Annotated in this window: 17 protein-coding genes; 8 read left to right on the forward strand and 9 right to left on the reverse strand. The window is 42.8% G+C overall.

What is annotated here, in order from left to right:
• Nucleotides 1-4 precede the first annotated feature (4 nt).
• Together NKR21_RS03765 and pbp4 are read right to left on the reverse strand one after the other, a co-directional pair.
• Nucleotides 5-1,243, reverse strand: a complete 1,239-nt coding sequence (locus tag NKR21_RS03765; RefSeq protein ID WP_012009217.1) for an MFS transporter — start codon at nt 1,241-1,243, stop codon at nt 5-7.
• 333 nt (nt 1,244-1,576) lie between these two features.
• Nucleotides 1,577-3,616, reverse strand: a complete 2,040-nt coding sequence (pbp4, locus tag NKR21_RS03770; RefSeq protein ID WP_144456676.1) for a penicillin-binding protein PBP4(5) — start codon at nt 3,614-3,616, stop codon at nt 1,577-1,579.
• Between the two features lie 261 nt (nt 3,617-3,877).
• Here pbp4 and NKR21_RS03775 point away from each other — a divergent pair, with 261 nt between their 5' ends.
• Nucleotides 3,878-5,293 carry an SLC13 family permease gene (locus tag NKR21_RS03775; protein WP_144456674.1) on the forward strand — a complete coding sequence of 472 codons (1,416 nt, stop codon included), beginning with the start codon at nt 3,878-3,880 and terminating at the stop codon, nt 5,291-5,293.
• Nucleotides 5,294-5,298: 5 nt separating this feature from the next.
• Here the strand turns inward: NKR21_RS03775 and NKR21_RS03780 are convergent, their stop codons facing one another.
• On the reverse strand, nt 5,299-5,643 hold the full coding sequence (locus NKR21_RS03780; RefSeq protein ID WP_301287524.1) for a hypothetical protein: 345 nt from the start codon (nt 5,641-5,643) through the stop codon (nt 5,299-5,301).
• 92 nt (nt 5,644-5,735) lie between these two features.
• Between NKR21_RS03780 and NKR21_RS03785 the strand changes: the two genes are divergently transcribed.
• Nucleotides 5,736-5,963: a hypothetical protein gene (locus NKR21_RS03785; RefSeq protein ID WP_144456672.1), complete on the forward strand. Its 228-nt coding sequence runs from the start codon at nt 5,736-5,738 to the stop codon at nt 5,961-5,963.
• Here NKR21_RS03785 and NKR21_RS03790 read toward each other — a convergent pair.
• On the reverse strand, nt 5,944-6,423 hold the full coding sequence (locus NKR21_RS03790; protein WP_012009222.1) for an Hsp20/alpha crystallin family protein: 480 nt from the start codon (nt 6,421-6,423) through the stop codon (nt 5,944-5,946). The two genes, NKR21_RS03785 and NKR21_RS03790, sit on opposite strands and share 20 nt — an antisense overlap.
• 65 nt (nt 6,424-6,488) lie before the next feature.
• On the opposite strand from NKR21_RS03790, the gene NKR21_RS03795 reads away from it, so the two are divergent.
• Both NKR21_RS03795 and NKR21_RS03800 read left to right on the forward strand, forming a co-directional pair.
• Nucleotides 6,489-6,746, forward strand: coding sequence for a hypothetical protein (locus NKR21_RS03795; protein WP_012009223.1), 258 nt, complete (start codon nt 6,489-6,491; stop codon nt 6,744-6,746).
• 6 nt (nt 6,747-6,752) lie between these two features.
• Nucleotides 6,753-6,986 (forward strand): hypothetical protein, encoded by a 234-nt coding sequence (locus NKR21_RS03800; protein ID WP_012009224.1) that lies wholly within the window; start codon nt 6,753-6,755, stop codon nt 6,984-6,986.
• A 36-nt stretch (nt 6,987-7,022) separates the two neighbouring features.
• Here the strand turns inward: NKR21_RS03800 and bcaP are convergent, their stop codons facing one another.
• Entirely contained in the window at nt 7,023-8,414 is a 1,392-nt protein-coding gene (bcaP, locus tag NKR21_RS03805; RefSeq protein WP_144456670.1) for a branched-chain amino acid transporter BcaP, read from the reverse strand.
• Nucleotides 8,415-8,594: 180 nt separating this feature from the next.
• Entirely contained in the window at nt 8,595-9,668 is a 1,074-nt protein-coding gene (locus NKR21_RS03810; protein WP_144456668.1) for a tetratricopeptide repeat-containing glycosyltransferase family 2 protein, read from the reverse strand.
• A gap of 133 nt (nt 9,669-9,801) precedes the next feature.
• Here NKR21_RS03810 and NKR21_RS03815 point away from each other — a divergent pair, with 133 nt between their 5' ends.
• The 3 genes from NKR21_RS03815 to NKR21_RS03825 all read left to right on the forward strand — a co-directional run bounded on the left by NKR21_RS03815 (nt 9,802) and on the right by NKR21_RS03825 (nt 13,518).
• The gene (locus tag NKR21_RS03815; protein ID WP_144456665.1) at nt 9,802-11,685 is read left to right on the forward strand and encodes an ABC-F family ATP-binding cassette domain-containing protein; all 1,884 of its coding nucleotides are present in this window, start codon (nt 9,802-9,804) and stop codon (nt 11,683-11,685) included.
• 160 nt (nt 11,686-11,845) lie between these two features.
• Nucleotides 11,846-12,271 (forward strand): MerR family transcriptional regulator, encoded by a 426-nt coding sequence (locus NKR21_RS03820; protein ID WP_012009228.1) that lies wholly within the window; start codon nt 11,846-11,848, stop codon nt 12,269-12,271.
• A 56-nt stretch (nt 12,272-12,327) separates the two neighbouring features.
• Nucleotides 12,328-13,518 (forward strand): MFS transporter, encoded by a 1,191-nt coding sequence (locus tag NKR21_RS03825; RefSeq protein ID WP_119124548.1) that lies wholly within the window; start codon nt 12,328-12,330, stop codon nt 13,516-13,518.
• Nucleotides 13,519-13,561: 43 nt separating this feature from the next.
• On the opposite strand, the gene NKR21_RS03830 is transcribed toward NKR21_RS03825, so the two are convergent.
• Nucleotides 13,562-15,115 (reverse strand): ABC-F family ATP-binding cassette domain-containing protein, encoded by a 1,554-nt coding sequence (locus NKR21_RS03830; protein WP_012009230.1) that lies wholly within the window; start codon nt 15,113-15,115, stop codon nt 13,562-13,564.
• 152 nt (nt 15,116-15,267) lie between these two features.
• Here NKR21_RS03830 and NKR21_RS03835 point away from each other — a divergent pair, with 152 nt between their 5' ends.
• Nucleotides 15,268-16,410, forward strand: coding sequence for a DEAD/DEAH box helicase (locus NKR21_RS03835; protein ID WP_012009231.1), 1,143 nt, complete (start codon nt 15,268-15,270; stop codon nt 16,408-16,410).
• A gap of 232 nt (nt 16,411-16,642) precedes the next feature.
• Here NKR21_RS03835 and NKR21_RS03840 read toward each other — a convergent pair whose 3' ends face one another.
• A complete protein-coding gene (locus NKR21_RS03840; RefSeq protein WP_144456663.1) occupies nt 16,643-17,647 on the reverse strand; it encodes an NADP-dependent oxidoreductase in 1,005 nt (334 codons plus the stop codon).
• Between the two features lie 108 nt (nt 17,648-17,755).
• A complete protein-coding gene (locus NKR21_RS03845; RefSeq protein WP_012009233.1) occupies nt 17,756-18,145 on the reverse strand; it encodes a YfmB family protein in 390 nt (129 codons plus the stop codon).
• Between the last annotated feature and the right edge of the window lie 83 nt (nt 18,146-18,228).

Raw genomic sequence — 18,228 nt, forward strand, 5'->3', positions numbered from 1 at the left:
CTTTTTATGATTCATTCCATTTGGAGATGGTTTGATCGCTAGGTAGTAAGAATGCCAGAATGCCTAATATCGGTAAAAAAGCGACCCCGATCATGGTAGGCGTTAAACCGAAGGTATCAATAAATGAGCCTAAAGCGACCGATCCGATTGCACCCATACCAAACGCAAGCCCAACCGTTAAACCAGACATTGTGCCAATTTTCCCGGGAAATAGTTCTTGAGCATAAACAACTGTGACAGAGAAGCTTGATGTCAAAATGACTCCAATCAGCCCAAGTAAAACATAAGCAAAAACCGGTCCGGCAAATGGCAGAAGCAAGGCAAGCGGAAAGGATGCCAATAAGGAAATTAAAATGACGGTTTTCTTGCCGAAGCGGTCTGCAAGCGGCCCGCCTAAAAACGTCCCAATTGCACCTAGAATGAGAAATAAGAAAATATAAGTCTGTGATTCTTTAATCGTCAATCCATATTGTTCAATCGCATAAAACGCATAGAAATTCGATATCGCATTTCCATACCAAGAGCGGGCAAAGATGAGAAAGACGATAATGCCAAGTGCTGTGAGTGCTGACTTACGGTGAAGTTCAGATCTTGCCGCTTTTGCTGGAGCTTTTTTCGCTTGAGCTCGAATGGTTTGAAGTCTTCCTGCGTACCATCTTGAAATATAAAGAAGGAAACCGACAGCAATCATTCCAACAATCGTAAACCAAGCCACACCTGGCTGACCGAGAGGGACGAGCATTAATGCTGCGATTAGCGGGGCAAAGGCTTGACCTGTATTTCCGCCTACTTGATAGATGGACTGTGCAAGTCCTCGTCTTGGACCAGCAGCCATGTTGGCAACACGAGAGCCCTCTGGATGGAAAATAGCAGAGCCGAGTCCGATAAAGACAACGCAAAGCAATATGGTGGCAAAGGAAGGCGCAAACGCAAGCCCGAATATACCGACAGCACTAGAAAATAAAGCAATCGGGAGTGCATAAGGCATCGGCCTTTTATCTGTGTACCACCCAATAGCGGGCTGCATCACAGAGGAGACCATGTTTAATGTAAAGGCAATCAGCCCTAATTGTGTAAAGGTCAGCCCCATTGAGCGTTCTAAAATAGGGAACATCGCAGGAATAACGGCTTGCAAAGTGTCATTGAGCATATGACAAATGCCAATAATCAATAAAATGGGATAGACCGTTGAGCCAGTGACGGAATTTTGAGGTTTATCCTTAGTACGAGCAGCAATAGCCAATGAGACATCCTCCTTTCATTCAACTGTTTTCAATTTTGCATTCTTCTCATTTTATTCATAAGGTGAACTATAAAACAATAGCAAATTGTCATGATTTAGAAAAAAGAGACACAAGTTTTTGTGTCTCTCAGATTGTTGACAAAGAGCTAAAATGATCTTTATTTTAGCTCTTTGTCTTCTTTTCAGCGTGATAGAAAACCTTTGAAGTCTAGGAAGTACGAGCATCGGAGCGGAGCGAATTAGACATTCGTGAGCACCGAAGCGCAGGACTGACAACGAATGCGAGGGTTTGTCTACACGCTGAGAGACACAAGTGTTTGTGTCTCTAAATGGTTACTTATAAAAAGATGCGATGACAGGCTTCATTTTTTGAATGACGAGTCCACTACCGCCGCGGTTTTTTACATCTTCAATCATACCGACGAGGACGTAATCTTCTTTTTTAGGATTAAATGCAAGTAAAAATCCATTTTCAGAACCGTCTGTTGCTCCTTGCTTGCTCTTCAGTTCTGCCGTTCCTGTTTTAGCGGCGATATCAGCGCCTTCCATTTGTAAGGAGTGAGCTGTACCGTTTGGACTCGTCACGACCTGAGTGAGCGCGTCTTTCACTGTATTTGCCGAGTCTTCTTTGACGATTTGTTTTGGTGATGCTGTTTTCTCATCTTGAACGACTCGAGGATAGACAAGCTTGCCCCCTGTTGCAAATGGAGAATAGGCATGTACTTGTTCAATCGGTGACATGAGTAATTCACCTTGACCATATGCCGAATCAGCAAGCAGGATGTCCGATTGAATGCCGTCGTTCGATACTTGTGCTGGTTTCATTGTAAATGGCATGTGCAAATCTTCGCCAAATCCGAATGCTTTTACTTTTTTCTCATAGGTGTCTTTGCCAATTTCCAGAGCTTCCTGACCGAAGTAAATATTATCTGAGTATACGAGGGCATCAACCATATTTACGTTTTCTTTATCGTGAACCCGCGTAATGCGATAATTGCCCCAAGATTGATCTTTTTGCCATTTCAGTCCATGGATGGTGCGTACTTTATGAGGCTTTGTGACACCTGTTTCCAGCCCGATGGCTGCTGTAATGGTTTTGAATGTAGACCCTGGTGCATATCGGCTTGCATAACGGGCTTGGAATGGGAGATCTGGGTTTTCACTGTATGCCTGATACTCCTTAGGTGTGATTCCGTTTGTCATGAGATTGACATCATAGGAAGGGGCACTGACAAGCGCTAATAGATCCCCAGAAGATGGATTCATGATGGTGACGGCCCCTTTTTCACCTTTCAGCTGTTCATAGGCTTTTTTCTGTAAAGAAGCATCAATGGTCAGCTTCACTGTTTTTCCATCTTGTCGATCTGATTTTTGCAATGTTTCTTCAATGCCTGTTTCATCATGGACGATTAAAATGCTTCCGCCATCTTGTCCACGCAAGTTTTTGTCAAATGTGAATTCTAGGCCGGTTTTGCCGATGATTTGATCTGCTTTTAACGCCGGATTTCTTTTGATATCATCTGCATTTGCTTTTCCAACATAGCCGGTGAGATGGGCGGCGGCTTTGTTATAAGGATAGTAACGCATTTCCTTCGATTGATAGGTGACGCCTTTTATATCTTTTGGAATCGGCTTCTGTTCTAACATTGATTTGAGCGGAACAAACGTGTCGTCTGTGACCCATGCTTGTTTCAGCTGATTGTCGATGAGTTCTTCATCAATATCAAATGCCTTGCTGATTTTTTTGATATTGCGTTCTTTTTCTTCTCCTGTGCCAAGCTTTCCTGGGATGATGCCAAGTGCGCTTCCGCCAGTTGTTTCTGCTAGGGTACGTCCTTTTCGGTCGACGATGTTTCCGCGTACAGCAGGGTCTGATTTGACTTTGATCGTATCTCCCTTCTCCATTTGTGGGAAGATGAGATTTGGCTTCCAGTCGACTTTCCATTTGTCATCTTCTTCTGAGAGAACGCCCTTGTAAGAAAGCTTGTGCAGCTTGCCAAATGACGTTTTCATTGTCACATCATAGGAAAATTGATATCCATTTCCTTTGTCCTGTTTTTCAACGTTGAGCTTTGATATGTTCAGATCATAAGCGCCAATTCCGTTGAAGATATTGTCGTATTTTTCGGCTAGTTGTTTTTTTGAGAAGTCATTGGCTTTCAAAGACGCACTCGTTACCTCATCAGCCATCTTCGTAAAGTCTTTCTTCTCCATTTGTTTTGTAAAGGATTGAGCCGCTTTTAAAGCTTCTTTTTCTTTTGAGAAAAGAGAATCTTTTAAGAAAAAGAAACCAACAGCAACTACGATGATACTAAGAATGGGGATCATGACTTTTTTCTGTTTCCAAAATGATTTTCGTTGATCCGTATACAATGAAAACACCTCAATTTTTGATTAGATCTTCTATATTTTACAGTGATTGCAGATGATTTGTATAGTTTCTCCTATGAAAATAGACCAATGTATCATGTCATGGATTTGGGAAAGGGACGAAAATGATAGATGGTTTCTATGAAAGATATCTTCATTTTTTCTTATGATTTAAAGGATTTCTTAAGAGATCATCGAATGTGGAAAAATAGAAAAATATACAAGCGCTTTCAATAAGGGGGAATTGTTATCGTTTATCAAAAGGTGAATGTGATTGGACTTGTGCTTGGACCGGCACTCTTCTTGCTCGTTCTTTTTCTCATACCTGAAAATGAATTGACCTATGCTGCGAGGATAGTCTTGGGCATTACCGCTTGGACGGCTACATGGTGGGTGACAGAAGCACTGCCCATCCCTGCAACATCTTTATTGCCCATCATCCTATTGCCGACACTTGGCGGGCTTTCGATGGAACAGACATCAAGAGCTTATGGAGATCCGATCGTTTTTATGTATATGGGCGGATTTATGATCGCAATTGCTATTGAAAAATGGAATCTGCATAGAAGAATGGCCTTACACATTTTAAGGGTGATTGGCACACGAAGTGACCGCATTGTATTAGGTGTCATGATCGCGACTGCTTTTTTATCTATGTGGATTTCAAATGCAGCGACAGCTCTGATGATGCTCCCGGTGGCACTGGCTGTGATTAAAGAGGTCAAAGCTAATGATATTTTAGCTGGTCCATCTCTTGAGCGATTCAGTAAAAGCATTTTATTGACGGTTGCGTATTCAGCGTCAATTGGAGGTCTGGCAACACTTGTCGGGTCCGTCCCAAATGCGGTGTTTGCTGCGATGTCAAAAAAGCTATTAGATCGGGAAATTATGTTTTTTGAATGGTTTTTGTTTGGTTTTCCTGTTGCCATGATTCTGCTCATTCTCTTATTTCTGTATTTGACTAAAGTCCAGTTTAAGGTAGAGCACACAGGTGAAATAAGTGTAACGTTCATTCGAAAGGGATTAGAGGATTTAGGAAAAATGAAACAAGAGGAAAAATGGGTGTTTGCCGTTTTTCTCACGACGGCGTTTTTGTGGATTTTTAAACTCTTTTTGTTTGGAGGAGTTACCGTATCCGATACGTCCATCGCCATTTTTGGTGCCTTGCTGTTATTTCTCATTCCAGCAAAAAACGGAGAGAGAATACTAGAATGGCAGGATATGAAACAGCTGCCGTGGGGGCTGTTGCTTTTGTTTGGAGGTGGGCTATCGCTCGCTACGGGCTTTGCAGAAACCAATCTAACAGGATGGATTGGGGAAAATCTACAGCATTTAAATGGGCTTTCGTATATCATGCTATTGATCATTTTAACGGGAGCGATTTTGTTTATGACTGAGATTATGTCAAATACAGCTGTTGCCAATATGATCATACCGATTACGGTAGGGCTTGGGCTTGCGATTGGAATCGAGCCCTATGGGTTAATGGCTGCGGCTGCTTTGGCTTCTTCATGTGCGTTTATGCTGCCGATTTCCACACCGCCAAATGCCGCTGTCTTTAGTGCAGACGTGCTGAAAATATCAGATATGGTCAGGACAGGATTTTGGTTAAATATCATCAGTATTGTGGTGATTGTCCTTGCTGTGTATTTCTGGCTTCCGGTTGTGCTTAAAAGTTGATCGGATTACGAATGTGGCTTTGATCGAATCGAGACTGTCGGTGTTTTTGTTTCTTTTGGCTTCGGTGAAGGTGCTGATTTTTTGATGTGCGTGTCTTTTGGCGTGTAATAGGTTGCCCCAATGTTGAGTCTGCCTTGAAGCTGGTCAATGGAAAGCTCACCAAACTCTAAATGGTAATCAATTTTGTCCACATGCAGGGATTCGATATGAATGTGTGTATCCTCTGAGACAGGGGAAGCTGATGCAGACATTTTTTGCTCGAGAGCGGTGAGCCTTTTCTCCAGCTCGGTGACAGAGGGGGATGGACTGGATTCAGTTTTTTTAAAGAGTGATAGAATGAAATGTTTCAAGTAGACCACAACCTTTTCTTCTGCCTTGATCTAGTCTATGGAAAAGCTGTGAGATATATACTTATAGAGATGACAAGAAAGGAGAGAAGCACATGCTGTCTACTCATATCCACATTGCCCATATGAAAACGAACTCAATCGGCACAGGATCATCCATGACATTTGGTTCGACGTTTGTTCGAAATCATTGCAGTACGATGAAAAGAAACAATGGGTTTGGGGAACAGAATGCTGATGGCGTGATCACGATCCTGCCGATTGAATCGATTGATGATCGTGATCAAATCGACGCAGTGAGTATCAATATTCGTCATCTATGATGATAGCCGTCGCTTTTCCTTCATCCTTTTGCAGGCGGATGTAAAGTACACCGTCTTTAAAGGCAGCATTCATTTGACCGAGAATCATCTCTGGAAGGCGGATTTTCTTTTCAAACGGACCATACTTCCCTTGCTTTTGGCGAAAGTCCTGCTCATTAAAAAAGGAAAAACGCTGTCCCTTCACAACCAAATATTCGCCATATGATAACACTTGTACATCTTCCTTTCGGTAGCCAGGCAAATAAATTAGGTACTGAATTTCTGTCGCGGTTTCCACCATGTCGATGGGTGGAAACGACGCATCTTGGCCGCGCTGATCCTGCTGCGTAAATGTAAAGGGAGACGGACCGTTTGCCATAAAGGGAGATCTTTGCTCATCATCGAAGATCATTTTCCAAAAATCATCCCCATGCATTTGCTGGGCAATATCCATCCACTGCTTCATTTTTTCGAAGTCCATGTGAAGACCTCCTGTTAACATACTTGATGGGTGCTTGCATATACCTATAAAAAGGAGGTTTATCTGTGGTTCAACCAACTCCGTATATCAATATTAATATTTTCATGTTAAAAATTAATTCCTTTGAAAATGCGTCGGCGGTGAATGTCGGACAAAATTTGTTAGCAGAGTGGCAAAACTCAGATAAAAAAAATCAGGGGTACGGACAAAATTTTGGAGATGCCAGCGGTTTTGTCGGGACAAAAAGCCATGTAGATGATCGAGATCAAGTGGACTCACCTGCCTCTTTTTCACCAACAGCTAAACCCATTCAAAGGAAGTGACGTGTGATGTTATTCTCACCCTCAGTCGTCAATGTCGGTGCTTTTAAAGTCAATGCAATGGATCGGGGTGCATCACTGACGCTAGGACCTTATCAGCAGGTCGATTATTTTCTCTCGATGAAATTGAACCAAGGATTTGGAGAGGACAATGGTGATTGTTCACCGCTTGTCATTCCGATTTCAAGTGTGTTAGATCCAGATATGGTAGATTCAAATTCAGTCAAAAACAGCGTGGTTTAAGCAAAAAAAGAGACCGGGAATCCCCGTGTCTCTTTTCTAATGCGTTTCATTCAGATGACTTTTTCGTCTTGCATAGGCGAAATAAACAACGACACCAATGGCCACCCAGATCAGGAAGGCTCTCCATGTCTCCCATGAAAGGGTAGTTGCGAGTGTGATACAAATGACCGCACTGATAATCGGAAGAACAGGCACGAATGGCACTTTAAACGCTGCTTTGACATTCGGGTGTTTTTTCCGTAAAACGATAACGGCGATTGAAATGACTGTGAAGGCTGCAAGCGTACCGATGCTCACTAAATTCGCGAGTGTCGATAAGTTCACAAAGCCTACGATACATGCTGCGACAGCACCTGTCAGCCAAGTGTTGGCAACGGGTGTTTGTGATTTTGGATTGACATTAGAGAAAATCTTCGGCATAAGACCATCGCGGCTCATCGCAAAGGTTAGGCGCACCTGCGCATAGACTAAGGCAATTAAAACCGTGGTGATCCCAATAATGGCACCGGCGGATATAATGCCCGCCACACTATTCAGGCCAACAACTTGAAGAGCAAATGCGACAGGGTCACTGACATTCAGCTTCGTATAGTGAACCATGCCTGTTAAGACAAATGAAACACCGATGTATAAAATCGTACAAACACCGAGCGCACCGATGATTCCGATTGGCATTGCCTTTTGAGGATTTTTGACTTCTTCAGACGCATTAGCGATTGCATCAAATCCAAGGTAAGCAAAAAAGACAGTCGCCGCTCCAGCAATCACGCCGTGGAAGCCCATCGGCATAAAAGGTGTCCAGTTTTCAGGTTTGACGTACGCAAAGCCTGAAATGATAAAGAGAAGGACGATGGCAATTTTAATTAGTACAATGATGTTATTCAGCTTCGTGCTTTCTTTCACGCCTCTTGAGACGATAAAGGTGATAAGCAAAATAATGAGTGCGCCTGGAAGGTTAAAGACGGCTCCATCAGCGGCTCCAGGTGCAGCTGATAAAGCATTCGGTATGTGCACACCGAATCCACTGAGCAGTGATTGGAAATAGGACGACCATCCGCTTGCTACAGCAGAGAGTGCAATGACATATTCAAGCATGAGATCCCAGCCCATTAAGAAGGCGAGAAATTCCCCAAGTGTAGCGTAGGAATACGTATAGACACTTCCTGATACAGGAATGGACGAGGAGAACTCAGCGTAGCAAAAAGCAGCAAGGGCGCATCCGATCGCAGCTAAAATAAAAGATATAATAATCGCAGGTCCCGCATCCTTTGCCGCAGCAACCCCCGTAATCACAAAGATACCAGTCCCGACCACGCAGCCAATGCCAAGCAAGATTAAATCAAACGTATTTAACGATCGGCTGAGCCGCTTCGTTTGACTTTCAAGCATGAGCTGGTCGAGAGACTTTTTTCGAAATAAAGAACTCATGTTGACCTCCTAATGGATAAATCTTTTCGTAAGACGAGTGTTAGTATATGCTGAAATGACAATTTAGTCAATTGGTTGAAAAACGCTTTAAATCACTAAAGTATTGAGCGCCATCATCGAATTTCTGCTTAAAGAGAGACATCCGCCGGGAGATGGAAGGCGGATGTGGTGATAGATCGTTTATGTCTGTTCAGTAAATATTTTTTCATTATACAGCACACTTGGATGAGTCGGATGATGGGTTGCGGAAGCAAGGTGATGTGTTTTGGCTTTCTCCAAATCGCCAAGCTGATAATAACAGTAGCAAAGCTGAAGGTGAGGATACCATGTTTTATAATGTGTGAGTGTGAAAGCTGCTTCGTTTTCAGGAGCCTTCAGCGCCTGCTCATACCAAAAGATCGCTGCCTGATGTTTATTTTGAATTTTTAGATGATCCCCGATTCGGCAACAAAATTCTGGACGAGGCTGATCATATAAGAAAGAACGTAATAATGAGGATAAAGCCGCTTCCTCGAAGCCTACCGCATAATAGCAGTCTGCTAAATATTGGCATGTGCGAATTTCATCCTCAATCCAGCACTGTTTTGTCGCTAAAAATTCATGATAAAAACGAATTGCTTTGACATGCTGCCTGTTATCTCTTAATTCATTGGCAAAGTAAAAGAGGTCACGAGGCGTCATGTCCTCTCCCCTTGCCAGCATGTCTTCATAAATTCGCAGGTTGCGCCCTGGTTCACCAGTAGTTGTTTTCTTACGCTTTTGATGTGTGACGGCTATATCGGCTGGTAAGATGTTTCCGTACACCTGAAGAAACTCATGAACGGCCCCGTACCACTGAAAGTTCAAGGCACGCTTCACAAGGCGATTTCTTCTATATTTAAAATTCACCTGGCCGTCTTCATCGAATCCTACATGATAAAACATTGAGACGGCATCCACCGCAGGATCGAGTGTCTCTTTGAGCTGAAGAAATTTTTGACGGTCTTCTTCAAGCAGAACATCGTCTGCATCAAGCCATAAAATATATTCTTTCGTTGCACGTGAGAAAGCGAAATTGCGGGCTTTGGCAAAATGCTGAACCCATTCGAAATCAAGTACCTTGGCTGAAAAGGAGTGAGCAATCTCTTTCGTACGATCTGTTGAACCTGTATCAACGATGATCATCTCATCGACAATGTTTTGAACGGAGGAAAGGCAGTCCGCTAACACCTCCTCTTCATTTTTCACGATCATACATAAGCTAATGGTTACCATCTTTAGATCACCTCTTCATAGTATATCGAGCAGCAAAAGGAAACATTCTTTTCAGCAGCGGGTTTTTTAAAACTAGTTTTCTGCTACTGGCTGATTTAAAATAAAGGAAGAATCTATGTAAGGGCTGATAAAAATGAGTTTATTGAATGTAGAAGGATTATATAAAACCTATGGCGAGAAAACGCTGTTTGATCATATTTCTTTTCATATAGAACCAAAGGAACGCATCGGGTTAATTGGACCAAACGGAACAGGGAAATCAACGCTCCTAAAGGTCATCGCAGGACTTGAATCGTTTGAGGAAGGTGACATCACGAAGGCAGGGACGCTTGATATCGAATTTCTTGAGCAGGACCCTGAAATGAAGGGGGATGAAACGATTCTCGATTACATTTTTTCTGGAACAGCACCGATGATTCAAACGATGAAGGCATATGAACAGGCACTCGCCGATTTAGAGCATGATCCGCAAAATGAGGCAAAACAAGAGGCACTCATGCGCATGCAAAATCGAATGGATCAGGAAGACGCATGGGATGCGAACCTGTCAGCAAAAACAATTTTGACAAAGCTTGGTGTCAAAGATGTGAGTCGTTCTGTTCATGCCTTATCAGGCGGACAGAAAAAGCGTGTCGCGATTGCTAAAAATTTAATTCAGCCCGCGGGATTGTTGATTTTAGATGAGCCAACCAACCATCTCGATAATGCAACAATTGAATGGCTCGAAGGATATTTGAGTCAATACAGCGGTGCTGTCATTCTGGTGACGCATGATCGTTATTTCCTCAACCGTGTGGCCAATCGAATTTATGAATTGAATCAAGGACAGCTCTATACGTATAAAGGAAATTATGAAGTCTTTTTAGAAAAAAGAGCGGAACGAGAAGCAGAGGCTCAGGTGAAAGAAACGAAACGTCAAAACTTACTCAGACGAGAGCTTGCATGGCTGAGAAGAGGGGCAAAAGCAAGAACAACGAAGCAGAAAGCACGCATCGGCAGAGCTGAAGAACTAATGGATCAAAAAGGCCCTGATGCGAAGGGAGAGCTGGATTTCGCCATCGGTTCGCATCGCCTAGGAAAACAAGTCATAGAGGCAGAAGACTTGTCAATTTCATTTGCTGGTCAGACCCTTGTGGAGCGGTTTACAGACTTAGTCGTGCCGGGCGACCGAATTGGATTCATTGGGCCGAATGGAGTCGGAAAAACGACGCTTCTCAATTGTCTAGCGGGTAAAATTGAACCGACTTCAGGACAGTTGACGATTGGACAAACCGTTCGCATTGGTTATTACACGCAGGATCATAAGGAAATGGATGAAGAGCTGACGATCATTGAATACATCAAGGAAACAGCTGAGATCGTTAAGACATCTGATGGCGCCATAGTGACAGCAGAGCAAATGCTGGAACGGTTCCTATTCCCAAGGTCCATGCAGCGGACGTTTATTCGCAAGCTGTCAGGGGGAGAACGCCGCAGATTGTATTTACTAAAAGTCTTAATGGAAGAACCGAATGTTCTCTTTTTAGATGAGCCAACGAACGATCTTGATACGGAGACCCTCAGCATTTTAGAGGATTTTTTAGAACAGTTTCCTGGCGTTGTCATGACCGTATCGCATGATCGTTATTTCTTAGACCGAGTGGTTCATCGTCTGCTCGCCTTTGAAGGAAATGGCCGCATTTCACATTACCAAGGCGCTTACAGCGATTACATGGAGCAAGAAAAAGAGGCGAAGCGGACAGAGACAAAGTCTGCTGAGAAACAAGTAGAAGCGGCGCCTAAAAAGAGAAAAAAACTTTCTTACAAAGACCAGCTTGAATGGGATGGAATTGAAGACCGGATTCAGGCATTGGAGGAAAAACATCAGCAGCTTGAAGCAAGCATTGCAGAAGCAGGCAGTGATTTTGGGAAAATTCAAGAACTGATGGACGAACAAAAAGCCGTTGCTGAAGAACTAGAACAAGCAATGGACCGCTGGACAGAACTGTCGATCATGATTGAGGAATTAGAAGGTTAATCCTAATAAAATGTTTGAAATAAAACCCTGTAGGACATTCTACAGGGTTTTTTCCTTTACCTCAAAACACGTGAGAATCAGGAACTCAAAAATTTACGTTTACGTTAAGGTAATAAAGGTGTATAATAAATGATGAATTGATGAGCAGGAGGCACTGGCAATGGATTGGATGAAAATTGATCAAGTGGCGAAAAGAAGCGGACTGACGAAACGGACGATTCGTTTCTATGAAGAAATTGGTTTATTATCAGCACCAAAGCGGACAGAGGGCGGAGTCAGGCTGTACTCAGAGGACGACATGGAAGAACTAGAAAAAGTTATGCAGGCAAAAGAGGTACTCGGTTTTTCTTTACAAGAGCTTCAATCGTTTATGGAAATAGGGAAGCAGTTAGAGCTGAATAAAGAAGGCTACTTGCTGTCGCTTGATCCGAAGGAACGATTAGAAAAGCTGTTAGATATTGAGGCGCAGCTGACTGTGCAACATCAATTAATTACAAAAAAGCTTGAAACGATTCAATCCTTTAAAAAGGATCTTGAAACGATGAAAGATAGAGCGGCTCATGCGATTGAGCAACTACAAAAATAAACACCTCAGTGTGTTTATTTTATTTTGTCAACATTTGAAGGAAAGGTTCTGATGGAATGAAGGAAGAAGAAGTGTTAAAACAGCGTACAAGTCTACTTAGGCAGCCGAAGGCCGTCTGGGCTGTTGCCTTTGCATGTGTGATTTCATTTATGGGGATAGGACTTGTGGATCCAATTTTGCCGGCGATTGCATCACAATTAGATGCATCTCCAAGTCAGGTCTCTCTGTTGTTTACGAGCTACTTACTTGTGACCGGCTTTGTGATGTTTTTTACCGGCTTTCTCTCTAGTCGAATTGGTGCGAAATGGACATTATTAATCGGACTTATTTTTATTATTGTCTTTTCTGCTTTAGGTGGTACCTCTTCAACGATTAATGAATTAATCGGCTATAGAGGCGGATGGGGCATTGGGAATGCCTTATTCATTTCAACGGCTCTCTCTGTCATTGTCGGTGTGTCTGTTGGAGGAAGTGCGAAGGCCATTATTTTATACGAGGCCGCACTAGGTCTTGGGATTTCAGTTGGACCGCTGCTTGGCGGAGAGCTTGGGACGATCTCTTGGCGCGGACCATTCTTTGGTGTTGCGGTATTAATGCTTGTTGCTCTTTTAGCCATTACGTTTATGCTTCCGCCGATGCAAAAACCTCAGAAAAAGGTGAAATTATTTGAGGCTGTCGGGGCGTTAAAATATAAAGGGCTTTTAACGATGGCATCTGCCGCTTTCTTATACAATTTTGGTTTCTTTGTGCTTTTAGCGTATTCGCCATTTGTGCTTCATCTGGATGAGCATGGTCTTGGTTATGTCTTTTTTGGATGGGGGCTATTTTTGGCCGTCACATCTGTCTTCTTAGCGCCAGTCATTCATCGCAAGCTTGGAACATTGACTTCTCTTGTGGTACTTTTTGCTTCGTTTGCTGTGATTTTATTCGGTATTGGCATTTGGACTTCACATATTGTCGTCGTCATCTGCGGAATTGTCATTGCTGGGGGGATTCTTGGCATGATCAATACCGTGCTCACGACCGCTGTGATGGGATCAGCACCAGTTGAGCGTTCCATTGCTTCATCCTCTTACAGTGCTGTGCGGTTTATTGGGGGCGCGATTGCTCCTTGGATTGCCGGCGTACTTGCTGAATCTTATACAGCGAGCACCCCTTACTATGTTGGGGCGGCTGTCGTTCTGTTGGGCATGATTATCCTGCTAATTGGTCGTAAGCATCTTATCCATATTCAAGCAGGTCATTAAAAAAAAAGCCTTATATCTTTTTCAGATATAAGGCTTTTTGCCGTTATAATACTTTTGTCGTCCAAGATTCGCAATTCCAAGTTTCAGTGGCTACATCTTGATAAAATTCAGGTTCGTGAGAGATCAATAAGACGCTCCCTTTGTATTCTTTCAATGCACGTTTTAGTTCTTCTTTCGCATCGACATCCAAGTGATTGGTCGGCTCATCGAGAACAAGTAGGTTGGTTTCTTCATTGATCAACTTACAAAGACGGACCTTTGCTTTTTCTCCACCGCTTAAAACAGACACGCGGCTTTCAATATGTTTTGTCGTTAATCCGCATTTAGCAAGGGCAGCTCTCACTTCATATTGCGTGTAAGAAGGGAAGGTGCTCCATACTTCTTCAATACAAGTGTTGCTGTTTTGTTCTTTTACTTCTTGCTCAAAGTAACCAATATGAAGGAATTCTCCGCGTTCCACCTCACCCGAAATCGGAGAAATTTCTCCAAGGAGACTTCGCAGCAATGTCGTTTTTCCAATCCCGTTAGCACCGTAAAGCGCAATTTTTTGCCCACGTTCCATTTTCAGATTCAATGGACGAGAGAGTGGTTCATCATAACCAATGACCAAATCTTTTGTTTCAAAAATCAATTTCCCAGAAGTCCGTGCCGCTTTAAAGTGGAATTCAGGCTTTGGTTTTTCTGCTGCGAGTTCAATCATATCCATCTTATCTAGTTTCTTTTGACGGGACATGGCCATATTTCTTGTGCTGACACGCGCTTTGTTTCTTGCCACAAAATCCTTTAATTCAGCGACTTCCTGTTGCTGCCTTTTGTAAGCTGCTTCAAGCTGGCTCTTTTTGACTTCGTACACTTGTTTAAATTGATCATAATCACCAACATAGCGCGTGAGCTCTTGATTTTCAACATGATAGATCAAGTTAATCACGCTGTTTAAAAACGGAATATCATGTGAAATGAGGATAAACGCATTTTCATATTCCTGTAAATAGCGCTTCAGCCACTCAATATGCTGCTCATCTAAATAGTTGGTCGGCTCATCGAGAAGGAGAATTTCTGGCTTCTCTAACAGCAATTTCGCAAGCAATACTTTTGTACGCTGTCCGCCGCTCAGCTCAGTCACATCACGGTCCAGCCCAAGATCGGTTAACCCAAGACCTCTCGCTATTTCTTCGACCTTGGAATCAATGATATAGAAATCATTGTTTGTGAGCGCATCTTGAATGACGCCCACTTCCTCTAACAGCTTTTCCAGCTCATCAGGATCGGCTTCACCCATTTTGCCGTAAATGTCATTCATCGCTGCTTCCATTGAAAATAAATAGTGGAATGCATCCTGAAGCACTTCGCGGATCGTTCGTCCCTTTTCTAGCACAGTGTGCTGATCCAGGTAACCGACACGGACATTTTTTGCCCATTCCACTTTTCCTGCATCTGGCTCCAGCTTGCCAGTAATAATATTCATAAACGTTGACTTTCCTTCACCGTTGGCGCCAATTAAACCAACATGCTCGCCTTTTAATAAACGGAAGGAGACTTCGTGAAAAATGGCTCTGTCGCCAAAGCCATGGCTTAAATCTTTAACAGATAATATCATTTTTTACACCTCAAATAGATTCAAAACGGCTAGTGCCTCTCATGATTATATCGAACTGTCCGTCTCGATAAAAGCATCAAAAGAAAAATTGCGTTTCAAAGCTGATTTTGAGATACTAAAGGATAGATTGAATGAGGATAAAGGAGATCGACATGATAGAAAATTGGGCATTTTTGAAAGAAGCAAAGCCATTTATTCAAGAGAACTTCCAATCGGCTGGCTTCGAAAAACCAACAGCTATACAAGAAAAAACAGCAGAATGGATTACGGAGAAGCGTGATGTGATCGCAGAATCGCCTACGGGAACGGGGAAGACACTGGCGTATGTGTTGCCGCTTTTAAATAAAATCGATGTGAATATCAAGCACCCACAAGTCTTAATCTTGGCACCATCAAGAGAGCTTGTGATGCAAATTTTTGATGTCGTGCAAGAGTTCAAACAAGGATCAGACATCAAAGCGGTCTCCTTGATTGGTGGAGCAAACATCAAAAAACAGCAAGAAAAACTAAAAAAACACCCGAACATCGTTGTCGCAACACCTGGGCGTGTACAAGAATTAATCAAAATGAAGAAACTGAAAATGCACGAAGTCAAAACAATTGTGCTAGATGAAGCAGATCAGCTTCTTGTGCCAGAGCATATGAAAACGATCCAAGCGATCATTAAATCCACACTAAAAGAAAGACAAATCCTTTGTTTTTCTGCGACCTTGAAAGACGAAACGGTTCAACTGATTAAAGAAATGACATCTGAACCAGAAGTATTGAAAATTGCTCGAAGTGAGGAAGAAGCGCAGAAAGTAGGACACTATTATCTGTTATGTGACCAGCGTGACAAAGTAAAACTACTGCAAAAGCTATCACGGCTTGAGGACATGCATGCGCTCGTTTTTGTGCGTGATATTACGAATCTAAGCATTTATGCAGAGAAATTAGCGTATCACCATGTCGACCTTGGTGTCCTTCATAGTGAAGCGAAAAAAGCAGAGCGAGCTATCATCTTAAAGGAATTTGAACAGCGTGAATTCCCGCTTCTTCTTGCAACAGATATCGCAGCAAGAGGGATCGATATTGACGATCTGCCTTACGTGATCCATGCCGACCTGCCAAACGAAGAAGGCTATATTCACCGTTCAGGCAGAACCGGTCGAGCAGGAAAAGAAGGAGCTGTCATCAGCCTCGTCACACCTCAAGAGCATACAACGCTCAAAAAAATGGCGAAAAAGCTACATCTATCGCTTCAGGAAATTGTTTATAAGCAAGGCCAGTTGCATCTTGCGCCGAAGCAAGCATAAAAAGGACCCTGCCACATGGAGGGTCTCAGCGTGTAGACAAACCCTCGCATTCGGTGTCAGTCCTGCGTGCTGGTGCTCACGAATGTCAAATTCGCTCCGCGCCAGTACTCGTCCTTCCTATACTGCAAAGGTTTTCTATCACGCTGAAAAAGAGACAAAGGGCTAAAATCAAGATCATTTTAGCCCTTTGTCAACAATCTAAGGACCCTACCACATGGAGGGTCCTTTCTTTTTATGAAATTTTGACAAGCTGTTTTCCGACATTTTCTCCTTTGAATAGTCCAATGAATGCATCCGGAATGTTGTCAAAGCCTTCAATGATTGTTTCTTTATAAGTCAGTTTGTCTTCTTTTACCCATTGTGCGAGGTCTCTTGCTGCTTCTTCAAAACGATCTGAGTAGTTGCCAACAATGAAGCCTTGCATCAATGCACTTGTTTTAATAAGTTTTGTTTGCACACGCGGTCCAATGTCCTCGCTTGCGCTAATGTTATAAGACGAAATCGCGCCGCACACCGGAATACGTGCAAAGCGGTTCAAATGATTCATCACGGCATCAGATATTTCGCCGCCTACATTGTCAAAATACACATCGACGCCGTTAGGGCACGCCTTTGCAATGGCATCATCTAAATCATTTGTTGTTTTATAATTAATTGTTTCATCAAAGCCCAGCTCTTTTAAATAAGCCAGCTTATCATCAGATCCCGCAATCCCAACGACGTGAGCGCCTTTGATCTTAGCAATTTGTCCCACAACGGAACCAACAGCACCTGCGGCCCCAGAAATGACAACAGTCTCGCCTTCTTTTGGCTGGCCAATCGCAAGAAGACCGAAATAAGCGGTTTGCCCTGGCATACCTAAAATGCCTAAATAATAGGACAACGGCGCAATAGATGGATCAATTTTTGTGAGAGAATCAGCTTTGGCCGTGGAATATTCTTGCCAGCCAAGGAATCCAAGTACAAAATCACCTTTTTCAAATTGAGGCGATTTGGATTCAACGACTTCTCCGACAACACCGCCCTGAATCACTTCATTTAGCTTGAATGGAGGTGTATAGGATTTTGTATCCTGCATCCGTCCTCTCATATAAGGATCTACAGAAACATATTTCGTTTGAATCAAGACTTCACCATCTTGCGGCACAGGTATATCGACTGTTTCAAAATGAAAAACATCTTTTGTAGGTAATCCTTGTGGACGTTTGGCTAATTGAATTTGCTTTTGTTGACTCATGTCAAATCCTCCCTTTCACTTGCAGCCTAGATTTACATTAACATGATGCTTCTTTTCATTCAAAACATACGGTCTATTTCAAACACATACAAAAAAGCAGCCACCATCTTATAGATGAGGACTACTTTTTTGGAAGTCAACAGAGAGGAGCGGCGGCAGACAGCCAAACAGCTGATACACGTCCGCATCACGTTCTTTTAACAAATATTCGTTCGCATTTTGCATGGAGGCTTTCATCATATCGCGCGTCACAAAAGGATAAAGGATATTCAAGTATGAGGACAACAGGTCTTGTGGATCTTGTTCAATCGACTCGATATCTCCAATGTTAATAATGATGGAAAAGAGATAATCAATGGAGATGCGAAAGTGCTGTTCAGCAAACAATGTAAGCGGCTCTGCTTTTGCTTCTTCAGGATTCCATTTTTGAAAAAGCTGTTTCACCAAATCACTGACAACCCAAGCATTAAACTGCTGCTCCGCTGAAAAGTAATACATCAGCTCTACCTCATTTCTAGCCTCCAGTACAAGAATTGTACAATAAAACAGCAGGGATGAACATAATATTTCAGAAAATTTAG

It is taken from the genome of Bacillus sp. 1735sda2 (genome assembly GCF_024159245.1).
Classification (GTDB): Bacteria; Bacillota; Bacilli; order Bacillales; family Bacillaceae; genus Bacillus; species Bacillus pumilus_O.